The organism is Leucobacter chromiiresistens, from assembly GCF_900102345.1.
Taxonomy (GTDB): domain Bacteria; phylum Actinomycetota; class Actinomycetes; order Actinomycetales; family Microbacteriaceae; genus Leucobacter; species Leucobacter chromiiresistens.
Window position 1 is genome coordinate 1333750 of record NZ_FNKB01000001.1, and the last position, 16185, is coordinate 1349934.

Consider the following 16185-nt stretch of genomic DNA (forward strand, 5'->3'; position numbering starts at 1 on the left):
GGCCGCGTCAGCTTGAGGATCGCAATCGCAAGCCGCATCTTCGAGCCCGAGCCGAGTGCGGCGTCGTTCCGGCTGGCCGCGCTCGCCCGCGCCCTCGTCGAGGCCGGGCACGAGGTCGAGGTGCTGACGGTGCGGGCTCCGTCGCGGTTGCGCGGCACGGGCGAGATGATCCGCGGCTGCCGCGTCAAGCGGTTCCCCGTGCTCCGCGATGCGACGGGGTACGTGCGCGGGTACCTGCCGTACCTGAGCTTCGACGTGCCGCTGTTCTTCAGGCTGCTGCTCGGGCGCAAGCGCGACCTCGTCGTCTCCGAACCGCCGCCGACGACGGGGTTCTTCGTGCGCCTCGCGACCCGGCTGCGGCGCACGCCGTACGCGTACTACGCCGCAGACATCTGGTCCGACGCGGCCTCGCAGACCGGCGCGCCCGCATGGATGCTGCGCGTCGTGCGCGCGCTCGAGGCGTTCTCGCTCCGCGGCGCTCGCAGCGTGCTCTCCGTCTCCTCCGGCGTCACGAGTCGGTTGTCGGAGTTCGCGATCGACACCGTGGCGACCGTCGGCAACGGCGTCGACGCCTCGCGCTTCTCGGGGGCGCTAGCCGCCGCGCGGAGGGGCGCGGAGGATCTGCGCGGCCGCGACGCCGAGTACGTCTACGCGGGCACCGCCTCCGAATGGCACGGCGCCGACGTCTTCGTGGACGCCCTGCCCGCGGTGCTGCGCGACGTGCCGCGAGCGCGCCTCCGATTCATCGGCGGCGGCGCGGAGCTGGAGCACCTGCAGCGCCGCGCGGAGGAGCTCGGCGTGGCGGGCGCGGTCTCGTTCGAGCCCGTGATGAACGCGGAGCGCATCGCTCCCGTGCTGGCCTCGGCGACCGCGGCGATCGCGAGCGTGCGCCCGGGAGCGGGATACGATTTCGCGTTCCCCACCAAGCTCTACAGCGCGGCCGTGTGCGGCGCGCCCCTGATCTACGCCGGAGCCGGACCCGCGGAGGAGTTCGTGCGCACCCGCGTCGACGGCGCGCCGCTGGGAGCATCGGTGACGCACGACGCGACGGAGGTGGCGGCGGCGATGGTGTCGGCCGCCCGCGCCCTCGAGGCCGACGAGCCCCAGGCGAATTGGGAGCGGCGCGGCGCGGTATCGCGTTGGGCGACGCAGCACGTCGGCCTGGAGGCGGTCGCCGGCCGCGCGGTCGGCGTGCTCACCGAAGCGGTCCGCCGGTGACCCGCCGGTACTCGACGCAGACGGGCGGGGGCGACGCCGCGGACGGCTCGCGGAGCAGCTCGACGATGAAGGAGACGGAACGATGAAGCAGTTATGGCGCACGCTGGTCGAGCTGTTTGACGTGTTGCCGAAGGGTGCGAAGCCCTTCTACATTGCGTACTCGATCCTCACGGGAGCGCTCGCGATCCTCGATACGCTGGCCCTTGCTCTCATCGTCGCCGTAGTGACTCCGGTAGCGAGCGGCGCGCCGATCACGCTGCCGCTTATTGGTGAGATTCCCACAGAGGCGACCGTCTGGATCGTTTTGGTGATCTGTGCGCTCTTTCTGCTCAAGGGGGTCCTCGCGATTGTCTTGCACTGGTTCGCAACGCGACGGTTCGCCAAATACGAACTGGAGGTTGGGAACGCACTATTTCGGGCGTACACCCATTCGAGCTGGGAAAAGCGGTCTCAAATCAGCACGGCCGAAGTCACGCGTATCGTCGACAGCTCAATGGCGAACGCGAATATGGGCTTCATCCTCCCGCTTTCGCAGGTTCCCGGCAACGTGCTGACTTTCGTTTCTGTGCTGACGGTACTTGTCATCGCGCAGCCGAGTACTGCGATCATCGCGTTGATCTATCTTCTCGCGTTCTCCGCGCTCATGCTCCTGGTAATCTCTCGGCGCGCTCGCAAGGCTGGGCAGAACAACAGAAAGTACGCCTATCGAGTTGCGACGATCATGACGGAGATGGTGGAAGCGCTTAAGGAAGTGGTGCTGCGCGGCAAGCTCGATGACATCGGTCAGGTCGTGTCCGACAACCGTCGCATAGCGACGCGCGCCCGAGCCAACATTTCCTTTCTCGGGATCGTTCCCAAATACGCGTTCGAAAGCGCGCTTATCGGCGGTTTCGTGGTGATCGGGGGCAGTGCCTACCTGATGGGCGGAATGGCCGCAGCGATGACTGCGGTCGCCCTCTTCGCGGCGACTGGTTTCCGGATGATTCCCGCGATGACCACGGTGCAGTCGGCGTTCACGACAGCTGGTGCCAATGAAGTCTATGCACGTGACGTGATCCGTGAACTCGCAGCCTCAACGCGTGAGGACGTGGTGAGTTCGCAGGCCGAGGATCGTGCCATCTTGCCCCCGGTTGCGAAGGCTGTCGAGCTGCGCGACGTTGGTTTCCGTTATCCGGGTGCCGAGAAGAATGTTCTCGATGGTCTGACATTAACTGTGCCATTCGGCAGCAGCCTCGCAGTCGTGGGGCCCTCGGGTGCCGGAAAATCCACTCTGATCGACATATTGCTTGGACTGAGCTTGCCCACGGCGGGTGAACTCCTCGTGGACGGGGTGCCGATCGCGCACGTGATGAAGCAGTGGCGCACGCAAGTTGGTTACGTGCCGCAGCGGGTGGCGCTGTTCGACGCGTCTATCGCTCAAAATGTGGCTCTGACTTGGCGCGACGATTACGACCCCGACAAGGTGCGTTCAGCGCTCGAGCGCGCGCATCTCGGCGAGTTGGCGCTCAGGGGTCGCGGCATCGAGGAGCATATCGGTGAGCGCGGCACATCGATATCGGGTGGTCAGCAGCAGAGACTGGGCATCGCTCGAGCCTTGTACTCGAACCCACGGGTGATGGTGATGGATGAGGCCACGAGCTCGCTGGATACAGCCACGGAAAACAGAGTCACCGAGTCGATGCGGGATCTGAAGGGCGAAGTCACATTCGTCACGGTTGCGCACCGCCTCTCGACTATTCGCGACTATGACCAGGTCTGCTACCTGGATAAGGGCAGAATCCTCGGACGCGGCTCGTTCGAGGACGTCGTTGATCAGGTGCCCGAGTTTCGACTTCAGGCAGAATTGGCGGGGTTGCTATGACTGTGAGACCGAACATGTTGATCCTGTCGTTCTCGAGAATCGAGTCGGATGCGCGGATCCTGAAGCAGATCCGACTATTCGCCGACGACTTCGCGATCACGACGTGCGGTTACGGCGCTCGGCCCGAGGGTACGGTCGCGCACATCGAGGTGGATTCCGCCGAGCCACGTCTCGTCGTACTCCTCCGGGCGGCGTTCATAAGGCTCCATCTCTTCGCCCTCGCCTACTGGATTACGCCGGCGGTGCGACAGGCGAAGCGGGGTCTTCGAAAGCGCGACTTCGATGTCGTTCTTGCAAACGACCTCGACACTGTCGGCGTAGCACTCACGGTTGCACCGCAGAACCGCGTGCACGTTGATCTGCATGAGTACTGGCCCGGACGTGAAGATCAGAATCCGGCGTGGGTGAAGGTTCGGCTGCCCTACTATCTCTGGCAGCTTCGCCGGAAAGCGACGCGAGCTCGCTCGGTGACGACCGTCAGCTCGACGATCGCGGCTCGGTATGCAGATGAATTCGGTATCTCGGCAGGTGTGGTGACGAACGCGAGTCCTCTTCGGCATCTTTCTCCCAGGACGGTTTCGGATCCGCTACGCATCGTTCATTCGGGCGCGAGCCTGTCCAATCGGCGCGTAGAGAACATCATGCGAGGTGTAGCTGCCGCGAGCAACGGAGCAACCCTCGATCTTTACCTTGTAGGCGAGGGCACTCCTTACCACGTTAGTTTGCAGCAGTTGGCGGAAGAACTAGGCCCACGTGTTACGTTGCATCCTCCAGTGCCTCACTCGCAGTTGCTCGGTACTTTGAATACTTACGACGTCGGAATCCATGTTTTGCCGCCCACCAACACCAATAATTCGCTCGCGTTACCCAACAAATTCTTCGATTACGTGCAGGCGCGCCTAGCGCTACTTATCGGTCCGACAGACTCGATGGTGGATTTGCTGAACGAGTTCGGGCTCGGCATTGTTACTGATGGCTTCGAGGCCGAAGACATTTCGAGATCCGTGAATGCCCTGGACGTCGAGAAGGTCCGCAACTTCAAAGGTCGGTCGCACGATGCGGCCGAACAGCTTTCTTCGGAGCGGCAGAACGAGGGATGGGCAGCGGCAGTCGACACTATCGTTCACAACGGGGAGGACGAACAATGACGCGCCGCCCCATAATGATTTTCCACGCCGCGTATCGATTGAATCCAAACGCGAAGAGTGCGAGCGGAATTCGACCCGTTCGCATGCGCGAAGCCTTTTCCAATATCGGTTACGAGGTCATTGAAGTCACGGGAAGCCATGCAGAACGGCGTGCACTGATTCGCGACGTGAAGGGTCGTATCTCTGCCGGCCTGAGTGTTGATTTTGTCTATTCGGAATCTTCTACGCAGCCGACGGGATTCGGGGAACCGGTGACGAGAGCGACGAGTTACCTGCGTGACATAGCGTTCTTGCGCTTCTGCCAGCGTGCTGACATTCCGGTCGGGTTGTTCTACAGAGACATCTATTGGCGCTTCCCCCTGTACGATGCGCTTGTCGGAAGACCGATGGCAACGCTCATGAGACGCTTCTATCGAATGGACCTGCGCGGGTACCGGCGTGCGCGGCTTCGGCTGTTTCTACCGTCGATGCGCATGGCTGAATGGGTGCCTATAGTGCCGCAGGATCGTTTTTATGAGCTCCCTCCAGGGAGCGACGCCATCGATCTTGAGCGTCCAGTACAGGCAGAATCAAATCGCGCGATGAATCTGCTTTACATCGGAGGACTCGGTAGCGAGTATCGCATGCAAGAAACCATGCGAGCTGTTGCGGGATGCTCAGACGTGACGTTGACAATTTGCACGCGTGAAAGCGATTGGGAGGTTGTCAAAAGCGAGTACCGAAGCGTTCTCAGTCCGAATACGACTGTCGTGCACCGCTCTGGTGACGAGCTTCGGGAATTGTACGCGGCATCGGACATCTGCTCACTCCTAATGGAGCCGAGTACCTACCGTGAATTTGCTGCGCCCATGAAGCTTTACGAATATCTCGGGCATGGAAAGCCGATTATTGCCACCGAAGGCAGCCTTGTGGGTGAGTTCGTGACGGCGAACGGCCTTGGCTGGGCGATTCCGTACTCAGCGGACGCTTTGCGTACGCTCCTGAATCGCCTGACCGCGCGACCGGAAGAACTCGAGGAGGTTCGCGAGCGCGTAAGAGCTGCGCGACTTGAGCACACCTGGGAGGCACGCGCCGTGCAAGCGGCGCGCATTTTGCTCACCGGCATGAGAACGTAGCCCAGCTCTCACGCCGGATGCGCTTGTTCCTATCGCTTTGCGTAGAGTGCCTCGATTGCGGCGATCGCTCGTTGAGCGGCATGTCCATCGCCGTACGGAGTGGCATCGGTCGCGGGAGGTGCTGTGCGCGTCAGAGCCTTTGTGATCTCCGCAGAGGTATTCGCGAGAACGTTCCAGCCAAGTTCGATGGTCTCCACCCATTCTGTTTCTCGCCGAACAGTCGTGCACGGCACTCGGAGCAAGAATGCTTCCTTCTGCAATCCGCCGGAATCAGTGACCACTCCCGCGCTATTGACTACGGCCGCGATGAGTTCAGGGTAAGCAAGTGGATCATGAACAGCCAGCGCTCCCTTCTCAAGCACTATGCCGTGATCAGCTGCCTTCGCTCGCACTCGCGGATGAGCAAGCAGAACGACAGGTCGGTCTGCAGCGGCGAGGGCATCCACTATTTCGCGCAGTCGCTCCGGGTCGTCCGTATTCTCAGCTCGGTGAATCGTCGCCACATAGTACCCGAGAGGGGCGTCGATGTCTGCGAGTGGGTTTTCTGCCTTCGTTGAAAGGACTGAGTCTCGTACCTGCAAGAGGACATCCGTCATGACGTCTCCGACGAGCTCGGACCGCGCCGCAAGACCTTCACTTTCGAGATGATGCATCGCAACTTTGGTCGGAGCAAGACATAGATCCGCAGCATGATCGGTCAATACTCTGTTGTGCTCTTCGGGCATTGACCGGTTGAAGGAACGAAGGCCAGCTTCCAAATGAGCGACCGGATAATGAAGCTTAACGGCGCTGACCGCAGCAGCTAGTGTCGAGTTCGTGTCACCGTAAACGAGTACGCAATCTGGCTCGTGCTGCTGTAGAACTTGATCCATCTGGGCGAGCATCGCCCCCGTCTGCGCACCGTGGGAGCCGGACCCGACACCAAGATGAGCATCGGGCTCCGGAATCCCGAGATCCCGGAAGAACACATCAGAGAGCATAGGGTCATAGTGCTGGCCCGTGTGCACGATGATGTGCTCGTGACCAACCTCGCGCAGGACATTCGCGATGGGCGCAAGCTTGACGAACTGGGGTCGGGCTCCGACAACACTCATGATCTTCACCCAACCATTGTATGGTTTGAGCACCGGCGGCCCCCGGTACGAGTGGCGCGCCGCAGCAGTCGGGGATGACGTCAGCCGCGTTGAGCATTGGACTGCCAATGCACTCGAGTTCGGCGTCGCGACGAACACAGTGCGATACTCTTGCGATCGGGCTATCGGACTCGCCTCGGGGTTGCTCGATCAGCAGTGACTAAGTGGCTCAGCGTTCTATCGGTGCGGCCGGTACTGACACGTCATGAGCAGAACGAAGGGACCGTATTGTCTGAACAGCCGGTGATGATCTTCCACGTCGCGTACCGGCTCGATCCGGAGGCGACCAGCGCCAGCGGCATTCGGCCTTTGAAGATGCGCCGCGCTTTCGAGGACCTCGGGTATCGGGTTATCGAGATTTCTGGTCGTCACTCTGAAAGGCGAGGTCGTCTGAAGAGAGTTCGCAAGGAGATCCGCAGCGGGCTCCGTGTTGATTTCGTGTATTCGGAGTCGGCAACGGCTCCAACAGGTCTCGGCGAACCGCTCACGCTCCACACGAGTTTCAGTCGGGACGTCCGCTTCCTGCATTTCTGCAAACGGTTCGGCATTCCGGTCGGGCTCTTTTATCGCGACATCTACTGGAATTTTCCGATCTATCGCAAGATAGTGAAGTGGCCGTTTTCGATGGTTCTGCGCGCGCTGCACCGGCGCGACCTGCGGGGCTACCGCCGGGCGGGGATCGACATCTACCTCCCGTCGATGGAGATGAGCCAGTGGGTGCCCACCATCGACCGCGCCCGGTTCCGGGAGCTGCCGCCTGGGTGCGAGATCCGCGACGGCGCCCCCGCACCGGAGGGCGAGCGCGCGCCGCTGCGCCTGCTCTACGTGGGCGGGCTGAGCGACAACTACCGCATGCACGAGAGCGTGCGCGCCATCGCCGGGCGGCCGGGCGTCACGCTCACCATCTGCACGCGCGAGGCGGAGTGGAAGCTCCGCGAACCCGAGTACCGGGAGATGATGGCCCCGAACATCCGCGTCGTGCACCGCAGCGGCGATGAGCTGCGCGAGCTCTACGACGAGGCGAACGCGTGCCTGCTCGCGGTCGAGCCGATCGTCTACTGGACGTTCGCCGTTCCGGTGAAGCTCTTCGAATACCTCGGCAACGGCAAGCCGGTGCTCGCCTCGTCGGGCAGCTACTCGGGGCGCTTCGTGCGCGACCAGAGCGTCGGATGGACGGTCGACTACGGGAGCGCAGAGTTCGCGGAGACGCTCGACCGCTTGGTCGAACGGCCGGAGGAGCTGGAGGCGGTGACGGAGTGGGTGCGCAAGGTGCGGCACGATCACACGTGGCAGTCCCGGGCCCGGCAGGTGGTCGCCGACCTCGCGGGGTGAGTGCGGCGAGCCCCGTGCGCTCGCTGAGCCCCGCGGGCCCCGTGGGCTCGGCGAGCCTCGTGCGTCGGTTTCGGCCGGGCGGCAGGTCGTAGTGTAGGCGTATGCGCGTTCTGGTCGTCACCCCCTGGTTCCCCTCCCGCATGCACACGGGATCGGGCGTGTTCAACCTCAGGGACGCCGAGATGATCGCAGCCGGGCGCGACGTGCGCGTGCTGCACCTCATCCGCCCCGACTGGTATCTCGAGGCGGAGGAGGCGGGCACCGACCTGAGCGTGCGCCGAGTGCCCTTCTCGGCGACGCGCCCGCGCACCTGGCGAGGGGCGCGGTCTGCGATTCGCGGCGAGCTCGCGCGAGCCGACGTGCTGCACACGATGGCGTTCCCCGCACTGCTCCCGTTCTGGGGCCTGCGCGTGCGTCTGCCGTGGGTGCACAGCGAGCACTGGTCGGGGCTCGCGAAGCCCGTCACCGGCGTCAAGGGTGGGATCAAGCGCCTCGTGTTCCGCCGGCTGCGCCGCCCCGACCGGGTGGTGGCGGTGAGCGCGTCGCTCGCGCGATCGATCCGCCGGTGGTGCCGGGCCGAGCCGCGGGTGATCGAGAACGCTGTGCCGATGCCGCCGCTCGGCCGCCACTCCACGCCCGCCGCGGTGGGCGCAGCGGTGCGATTGATCGCGGTCGGCGGCCTGACCCCGCACAAGGGGCCCGGGATCGCCGTCGACACCCTCGCGGAGCTGGTGCGGCGCGGAGTCGACGCGGAGCTGCGCTGGGTGGGCCAGGGGCCGGAGCGCGGCGCCGTGGACGCCGCCGTCGCCGAGGCGGGGCTCCAGTCGCGGGTGCACCTGCTCGGCCAGCTGGAGCGCGCGGATCTGGAGGCGGAGCTGCTCGCAGCGCACGTCTTCGTGCTGCCGACGGCGGGGGAGACGTTCGGGATCGCGCTCGCGGAGGCGCTCGCGTGCGGCCTCCCCGTCGTGGCCTCGGGCACCGGCGGGCACACGGGGCTGCTCGAGGAGTTCGCCGCCGCGCGGCTCGCGAAGCGCGCGGCTCCGGATCTCGCGGACGCGGTTCAGGAGCTGCTCCGCGCCGACAGCGTCGAGCAGCGCGCGGCGACGGCCGCGCAGGCCCGTGAGCGCTTCTCCCCGGAGCGGCGATCCGAGGCGTACGCGGCGGTGTATGCGGAGGCCCGCGAGCAGGCGGGCGCCGCCGCGGATTCGGGTGTTCGCTGAGGGATCAGCCGGGCGGCGCGCCGTGGCGCTAGACTGATCCCGTGAAAATTGCAGTCGTCGCCACCGGAAAGATCGGGCTCCCGCTCGCCACGCAGTACGCCTCGATGGGGCACGAAGTCGTGGGGGTCGACGTCAACCAGGCTCTGGTCGACTGCATCAACCGCGGCGAAGAGCCCTTCCCGGGCGAGGCGGGTCTCGCCGAGAAGCTCGCCGAGCAGGTGCCCGCGGGCAGGCTGCGCGCGACGAGCGATTACGCCGACGCCATTCCCGGGGCCGACGCGGTCGTGCTCGTCGTGCCGCTCCTCGTCGACGAGGAGACCTGGGAGCCCGACTTCAAGTGGATGGATGCGGCGACGCGCTCGCTCGCCGAGCACCTGACCCCCGGCACCCTCGTCTCCTACGAGACCACCCTGCCGGTCGGCACGACGCGCGGCCGCTGGAAGCCGCTCATCGAGGAGGTCTCCGGGCTCGCCGAGGGCACCGACTTCCACCTCGTGTTCTCGCCCGAGCGCGTGCTCACCGGCCGTGTGTACGCCGACCTGAAGAAGTACCCGAAGCTCGTGGGCGGTCTGAACGAGGCCGGCACCCGCAAGGCGATCGACTTCTACGAGTCGGTGCTCACCTTCGACGAGCGCACCGATCTGCCCCGGCCCAACGGCGTCTGGGACATGGGCACCGCCGAAGCGGCCGAGATGGCGAAGCTGGCCGAGACGACGTACCGCGACGTGAACATCGGCCTCGCGAACCAGTTCGCGCGCTTCGCCGACACCGCGGGCATCGACGTGTACAAGGTGATCGAGGCCTGCAACTCGCAGCCGTTCAGCCACATCCACCGCCCCGGCATCGCCGTCGGCGGCCACTGCATCCCGGTCTACCCGCGTCTCTACCTGTCGACCGACCCCGACGCCGACATCGTGCGCACCGCCCGCAACTACAACGCGACGATGCCCGAGTACGTGGTGGATCGCGTGCAGCAGACCATCGGCGACCTTTCGGGCCAGCGCGTCGTCGTGCTCGGCGCGGCCTACCGCGGCGGCGTCAAGGAGACCGCGGTCTCCGGTGTGTTCCCGACGGTCGAGGCGCTCGTCGAGCGGGGCGCCGCGGTCACCGTGCACGACCCGCTGTTCTCCGACGAGGAGCTGGCGGGGTACGGATTCACGGCCCACACGATCGGCGACCCGGTGGACGTCGCGATCCTGCAGGCCGACCACGCCGACTACCTGGCGCTCGGGCCCGCCGACTTCCCCGAGATCAAGCTGTTCGCCGATGGGCGCAACGCCACCGATCCGGCGAAGTGGACCGGGGTGCCGCGCATCGTCATCGGCGCCTGAGCCGCACGGAACGACGAACGCCGCCGCGACCATCGGTTCGCGGCGGCGTTCGTCGTCTGTCGGGCGCTCAGCGCCGGTAGCGCGGATCGTTCGGGAACCGCGGCTGCGGGTCGAACGAGCGCGCCGCTTTGAGCGCGCGGAACATGCGCTTGCGCACCGGCTTCGCCACCCCGCCCTCGCGCATCTCGAGGAACAGGCGCCGGTAGTACATGAGGTAGGAGACGCGGCCCTCGCGGCGCAGCCGGTAGGAGGCCTGATTGCGGGCGCCCTTCTCGAACTTCCAGACGTTGCTCTCGTCGATGAAGCGGTAGTTCACGCCGGCGTTCACGCCCATGTCGTGCACGACCTCGCTGTCGAGCGCGATGATGCCCGGGCCGTAGGCGTGGGTGAGCCGCTTCGTGTACTCCTTGTCGTCGAACCAGATGAAGTACTCGCCGAGCGGCAGCCCCTGCTCCTCGATCGCCCAGCGCGGCACGAGCACCGAGACGAAGGTGCACTCGACCACGAGCAGCGACTTGACGCCCGCGAGGTAGGCGCGGGGCCAATCCCACGTGGTGATCGGGTTGTTCATCTCGCACAGCGATCCGTCGATGTACTTCACCATCGAGCACGCGAACGGCACCTCGCGGCCGAGCGCGCGCGACGAGGCGTCGCGCTGTTCGAGCAGCGTCGCGAGGGCGTCGGGATCGGGGTAGCAGTCGTCGTCCATGATCCAGACGAAGTCGGCGCCGAGATTCACGCCGTGCGCCATGCCGTGCTCGAACCCGCCCGCGCCGCCGAGGTTCTCGTCGAGGTGCAGCACCACGAGCCGCGGGTCGTCGAGACCGTCGAGGTACTCCTTCGTGCCGTCCGTCGACGCGTTGTTCACGACGACGATCCAGTCGCACTCGTGGGTCTGCGCACTCACGGTCGCGAGGGTCTGCGGCAGTTTCGCCAGACGGTTGAACGTCACGATGACGGCGGCGACGCGGGCGCGGTCGCTGTCTGCGGAGAGCGCAGCGCCGACGATGGGCACGGGGTGCGTGCCGGGATGGAATTCGGATTCGGATTCGGTCATGCTTCCGCTCTCGGGGTCTCGCTGTGGGGGTGTTCGGGAGTCGCTGCGGGGCGGGCTGCGCCGGTGCCGGTGCCGGGGTCGCCGGATCCGTCGCCCGCTCCGCCGTCGTCCGACGCCGGGGTGAGGCGCTGCTCGGCGAGATCGAGCAGCTCGGCCACGCGCAGGCTGTCGCGGCGGTACTCGTCGAGCTCGTTCTCGAGCTCGCTGACGCGCTCCGTGAGCGCTTCGATCTGCGCGCGGGCGCCGGTGGGGCGAGCGCGCATGACGAGTCGCTTCAGGCGTTGCTTCATCGAGATCTCCTTGCGAATGGGCGGGGCGGCGCCGAGGGTGAACCTGACCCCGTAGGGTCGTCGTTCGCGCTCGTGGGGCTGCGGGTCGATCGGCTCGACGTCGATGTCGAGGCCGTACGCTCGTGCTTCTCGCGCCAAGTCGATCGTACTCAGATGCCACGTCGTCGGGTCGCCGAACGACACGTCTGCGGCGTGCTCCCGGTACGCCGTCGCTCGGGCGGTGCCGCCCGAGCGCAGCGCCATGCGGATCAGGCGCAGCGCGTTCGCGCGGGCGATGTGACCGACCTGCTCGAGCAGATGGTTGGCGACGATGTCGACGGGGCCCGAGACGCCGAGGCGACGGAAGACGTCGAGGGAGAGCGTGCGGTACAGATTGAGGTGGTCGACCTCGAAGCCGGGGCCCGCGCCCGCCCCGCCTTCGGCAGGCGTGCGCGCGTTCGCGTTCGCGCGAGCGCGCGCCGCGGAGAGCGCGCTGGAGGAGTAGTCGGAGGCGATGACTCGGGTGCGATGGCGGTGGGGGCCCGGATCGCTGCTCAACCGCGCCGCGAGAGCGCCGCTCCCGGCGCCGAGCTCGAGCAGCACGGGCGCGCGCAGCGCGTCGCGCTCGCCCAGAATCCACTCCGCGCCCGAGGCCCACTGGGCATCGGGATCCGGGTCGCCGCCCGTCGCGTAGAACTCGTTCCAGAAGTCCCGCTTGAAGTGGTAGGAGCCGAACCAGCTCTGGAACCGCCGCGAGGTGCTGCGGGGCGTGCCGAGATGGTAGCCGGGGATGGGCGTGCGCCAGTTCTCGTCGTAGTTGATGACGAGCCAGGCCTCGGGATCCGCCGGCGCCGGGAACGCGCGCCCCGCGATCTGCACCGAGCCGAACGGCAGCATCTGGTCCGCGCGCAGCGGCCCCCGCACGTGGAACGGCTGATTGATCATGCCGTCGTCGGTGAAGAAGGCGGTGAAGACGTCGACGTAGTGGTCCACCGACCCGGCCGGGGTGCGGAAGTAGAGCTGCATGTGCGTCGCGCTGTGCCGCACGAGCTCGTACCCGAGCTGCTGCAGGCGATGCCCCACGGCGAAGCCCTCGCGCGCCACGTCGGCCGGGTTGCGCAGCTCCGACAGGTACGCCACATCGGCGTCGTCGTCGTGCGGCAGCAGCGCGCCCTCGCGCACGCCGCCGAGCAGGGTGCCGCCGACGACGAACGGCCGCAGCCCCATGCCGACGAGGTGCCCGATGATCTCCTCGGTGCGGTCGAGGATGCGCTCCTGCACGCCCGCGTTCCCCGCTCCCAGCGTCTTCCCGAGCCGCCCCCACTTGTTGATGGCGAGCGGGATGCCCTCGGCGTCCACCACGCGGGTGGGGTGCGGCTCGTCGGTGAAGGCGACGCGCGATCGGCCGAGCTCCTCGCCGTCGCCCGAGCGGCGCAGCACCACGTCGGCCGATCCCGTGAGGTGCGGGTGCAGTGCGGGCGGCCAGGGCAGCGCCTGCGTCGGAGCCTCCTCGCGATCCAACAGGTCGATGGACCACACCCGTTGCTCGCCGAAGTGCACGTCGACCGACCGAACGTCCTCGGTGAGGTCGGGGAGGGTGAGACCCTGCGGAGTCGCGATGAAGGGCATGGGCGGAGGAGCTGCTCGTTTCTGCGCCGTTCATCAGACGCTCCCTGAAAGTTTACGCGCTCCGCGGGCCGGTCGCTCGCGAGCGCGGCACGGCGCAGGGAGGCGGCGCGCCCCGCCGGTATGCTCGATGCCATGGATCTTCTCGTCGTCGGATCAGGTTTCTTCGGACTCACCATCGCCGAACGCGCTGCCAGCGCGGGCAAGCGAGTCGTGGTGATCGATCGCCGCTCGCACATCGGCGGCAACGCCTACTCGGAAGCGGAGCCGGAGACCGGCATCGAGGTGCACCGCTACGGCGCCCACCTCTTCCACACCTCCAACGAGACCGTGTGGGAGTACGTCAACCGCTTCACCACCTTCACGAACTACGTGCACAAGGTCTACTCGAACTTCAAGGACGAGGTGTACCCGCTGCCGATCAACCTCGGCACGATCAACCAGTTCTTCCGCGCCGCGTACGGCCCGCAGCAGGCGCGAGAGCTCATCGCGGAGCAGGCGGAGGAGTTCGACACGAAGTCGGCGCAGAACCTGGAGGAGAAGGGCATCTCGCTCATCGGGCGCCCGCTCTACGAGGCCTTCATCCGCGACTACACCGCGAAGCAGTGGCAGACGCCGACCACAGATCTGCCCGCCGAGATCATCAGCCGCCTCCCGGTGCGCTACACGTACGACAACCGCTACTTCAACGACACGCACGAGGGGCTGCCCACCGACGGGTACACGGCGTGGCTCGAGCGGATGGCCGACCACCCGAACATCGAGGTGCGCCTCGACACCGACTTCTTCGACGAGAGCCAGCCGCTCAACAAGCGCGCCGTCGTCGGCACGGTGCCGATCGTCTACACCGGCCCCGTCGACCGCTACTTCGACTACGCGGAGGGCGAGCTCGGCTGGCGCACGCTCGACTTCGAGCAGGAGGTGCTGCCCGTGGGCGACTTCCAGGGCACGAGCGTGATGAACTACGCCGGTGCCGACGTGCCGTACACCCGCATCCACGAGTTCCGCCACTTCCACCCCGAGCGCGAGTACCCGGCCGATAAGACCGTCATCATGCGCGAGTTCTCCCGCTTCGCGACCCGCGACGACGAGCCGTACTACCCGGTCAACACCCCTGAGGACCGCGACCGCCTGCTCAAGTACCGGCAGCTCACGGAGGGCGAGAACGGCGTGCTGTTCGGCGGGCGCCTCGGCACCTACCAGTACCTCGACATGCACATGGCCATCGGCTCCGCGCTGTCGATGTACAACAACAAGCTCGCCGACCTGCTCTAGACGGGCCCGGCCCGACTCACGCCTGCGGCGGAGCGCCCTGATACACGTCGGGCACTCCGTCGCCGTCGGCGTCCACCCGGTCTCGGCGCTGCACGCGCCCGAACTGGCGGTTGCGCACGCCGAGCAGGATCGCGGCGAGTGCGGCGGCGATCACCGATGCCGCGAGAATCGCCGCCTTCGCGGTGTCGTGCGCCGGGGTGCCCGCGGCGAAGCTGAGCTCGGCGACCAGCAGCGACACCGTGAATCCGATCCCCGCGAGCAGACCGACGCCGACGATGTCGATCCAGCGCAGCGCCGGATCGAGCCGTGCGCGCGTCGCCTTCGTGACCAGCCAGGTCGTGAGCACGATGCCGACCGGCTTGCCCAGCACGAGCGCGGCCACGATTCCGAACGTGACGGGGTTCGCGGCGGCCGCGCGCAGGCCCTCCCAGCCGCCCACCGAGACTCCCGCGGCGAAGAAGGCGAAGATCGGCACGGCGAAGCCCGCCGAGATGGGGCGGAACCGGTGCTCGAACCCCTCGGCGAGGCCTGGAGCGGTGCGCTGCTCGTCGCGCCGGGCGTGCAGCACCGGAATGGTGAAGCCGAGCAGCACGCCCGCGATCGTCGCGTGGATGCCGGATGCGTGCATGAACGCCCAGGCGGTGACGCCGATCGGCAGCAGCACGATCCAGGCGGCGAGCGGCCGCGTGCTGAAGAACCGGCGGAAGGCCTGGGCGATCGCTCCGTAGACCGCGATGGAGAGGAGCGCGAGCAGGAGCGGGAGCACCGCGATGCTGTCGGTGTAGAAGATCGCGATGATGCTGATCGCGAGCAGGTCGTCGACGACGGCGAGCGTGAGCAGGAAGATGCGGAGCGCGGCGGGCAGCTTCGAGCCGATGATCGCGAGCACGGCGACCGCGAACGCGATATCGGTGGCCGTGGGGATGGCCCATCCGGCGCGCAGTTCGGGATGCGACCAGACCACCGCGGCGTAGATGCCGGCCGGCACGAGCACGCCGCCGACCGCGGCCGCGATCGGCAGCATCGCGGTGCGCACGTGCTTGAGGTCGCCCGCGACGAATTCGCGCTTCAGCTCCAGGCCGACGAGGAAGAAGAAGATCGCGAGCAGGCCGTCGGCGGCCCAGGCGCCCAGGCTGAGGCGCAGGTGCCAGGGCTCGTACCCGAACTCCCAGTCGCGCAGGGCGAAGTACGTGTCGGCGCCCGGCGAGTTCGCCCAGACGATCGCGACGAGGGCCGCGCAGACGAGCAGGATGCCGCCGACGGCTTCTGTGCGCAGGATCGTGCTGATCCTGCGCGCTTCCGAGAAGGTTCCGTAACGCGGAACGGTCTGATCAGGTGTTCGGGGCGTGGATGCCACAGCGTCTCCCAGGGTTCACTCGCAGTCTGAACAGTTCGTGAACGGCAGCGCGCATCGGCGTGGCTGCAGAGCAGACCACGGTGCAGGCGCCGTTCTAGGCTGCGGCGAACGTGGGGGTGGTGCCCGAGAGCATGGCGCCCCAGGAGGAGACGTATCCGTTGGTGCCCGGGTGCGACAGCATCCACTCCACCGGAGTGAAGGTCTGGGGGAACCCGTGCGAAGTCATCGGATCCAGCGTAGCAA

General features: G+C 66.6%; 13 protein-coding genes. 8 read left to right on the forward strand and 5 right to left on the reverse strand.

Annotated features, from left to right (window positions below; genetic code table 11):
• The first annotated feature begins 12 nt into the window (after positions 1 to 12).
• The 4 genes from BLT44_RS06180 to BLT44_RS06195 all read left to right on the forward strand — a co-directional run bounded on the left by BLT44_RS06180 (position 13) and on the right by BLT44_RS06195 (position 5342).
• Positions 13 to 1218, forward strand: coding sequence for a glycosyltransferase family 4 protein (locus tag BLT44_RS06180; protein WP_010154920.1), 1206 nt, complete (start codon positions 13 to 15; stop codon positions 1216 to 1218).
• Positions 1219 to 1300: 82 nt separating this feature from the next.
• Positions 1301 to 3079, forward strand: a complete 1779-nt coding sequence (locus tag BLT44_RS06185; protein ID WP_010154919.1) for an ABC transporter ATP-binding protein — start codon at positions 1301 to 1303, stop codon at positions 3077 to 3079.
• 14 nt (positions 3080 to 3093) lie between these two features.
• Positions 3094 to 4227 carry a glycosyltransferase gene (locus BLT44_RS15235; RefSeq protein WP_040504917.1) on the forward strand — a complete coding sequence of 378 codons (1134 nt, stop codon included), beginning with the start codon at positions 3094 to 3096 and terminating at the stop codon, positions 4225 to 4227.
• Positions 4228 to 4310: 83 nt separating this feature from the next.
• The gene (locus BLT44_RS06195; protein WP_176783273.1) at positions 4311 to 5342 is read left to right on the forward strand and encodes a glycosyltransferase; all 1032 of its coding nucleotides are present in this window, start codon (positions 4311 to 4313) and stop codon (positions 5340 to 5342) included.
• 29 nt (positions 5343 to 5371) lie between these two features.
• Here BLT44_RS06195 and wecB read toward each other — a convergent pair whose 3' ends face one another.
• Positions 5372 to 6445, reverse strand: coding sequence for a non-hydrolyzing UDP-N-acetylglucosamine 2-epimerase (wecB, locus tag BLT44_RS06200; RefSeq protein ID WP_074690030.1), 1074 nt, complete (start codon positions 6443 to 6445; stop codon positions 5372 to 5374).
• A 213-nt stretch (positions 6446 to 6658) separates the two neighbouring features.
• Between wecB and BLT44_RS06205 the strand changes: the two genes are divergently transcribed.
• The 3 genes from BLT44_RS06205 (at position 6659) to BLT44_RS06215 (ending at position 10358) form a co-directional block, all read left to right on the forward strand.
• Positions 6659 to 7807, forward strand: a complete 1149-nt coding sequence (locus BLT44_RS06205; RefSeq protein WP_143026007.1) for a glycosyltransferase family protein — start codon at positions 6659 to 6661, stop codon at positions 7805 to 7807.
• Positions 7808 to 7908: 101 nt separating this feature from the next.
• The gene (locus BLT44_RS06210) at positions 7909 to 9027 is read left to right on the forward strand and encodes a glycosyltransferase family 4 protein (RefSeq protein WP_010154913.1); all 1119 of its coding nucleotides are present in this window, start codon (positions 7909 to 7911) and stop codon (positions 9025 to 9027) included.
• 41 nt (positions 9028 to 9068) lie between these two features.
• Positions 9069 to 10358, forward strand: coding sequence for a nucleotide sugar dehydrogenase (locus tag BLT44_RS06215; protein WP_010154912.1), 1290 nt, complete (start codon positions 9069 to 9071; stop codon positions 10356 to 10358).
• A gap of 67 nt (positions 10359 to 10425) precedes the next feature.
• Here BLT44_RS06215 and BLT44_RS06220 read toward each other — a convergent pair whose 3' ends face one another.
• Complete coding sequence (locus BLT44_RS06220; protein WP_010154911.1) at positions 10426 to 11415, reverse strand: glycosyltransferase family 2 protein; 990 nt, start codon at positions 11413 to 11415, stop codon at positions 10426 to 10428.
• Complete coding sequence (locus BLT44_RS06225; protein ID WP_010154910.1) at positions 11412 to 13313, reverse strand: DUF6752 domain-containing protein; 1902 nt, start codon at positions 13311 to 13313, stop codon at positions 11412 to 11414. The genes BLT44_RS06220 and BLT44_RS06225 overlap by 4 nt, the downstream gene beginning before the upstream one ends.
• A gap of 132 nt (positions 13314 to 13445) precedes the next feature.
• Here BLT44_RS06225 and glf point away from each other — a divergent pair, with 132 nt between their 5' ends.
• A complete protein-coding gene (gene glf / locus BLT44_RS06230) occupies positions 13446 to 14585 on the forward strand; it encodes a UDP-galactopyranose mutase (protein WP_029608038.1) in 1140 nt (379 codons plus the stop codon).
• Positions 14586 to 14601: 16 nt separating this feature from the next.
• Here glf and nhaA read toward each other — a convergent pair whose 3' ends face one another.
• Together nhaA and BLT44_RS16040 are read right to left on the reverse strand one after the other, a co-directional pair.
• On the reverse strand, positions 14602 to 15942 hold the full coding sequence (gene nhaA, locus BLT44_RS06235; protein ID WP_010154907.1) for a Na+/H+ antiporter NhaA: 1341 nt from the start codon (positions 15940 to 15942) through the stop codon (positions 14602 to 14604).
• Between the two features lie 94 nt (positions 15943 to 16036).
• The gene (locus BLT44_RS16040) at positions 16037 to 16168 is read right to left on the reverse strand and encodes a hypothetical protein (protein WP_269208759.1); all 132 of its coding nucleotides are present in this window, start codon (positions 16166 to 16168) and stop codon (positions 16037 to 16039) included.
• Between the last annotated feature and the right edge of the window lie 17 nt (positions 16169 to 16185).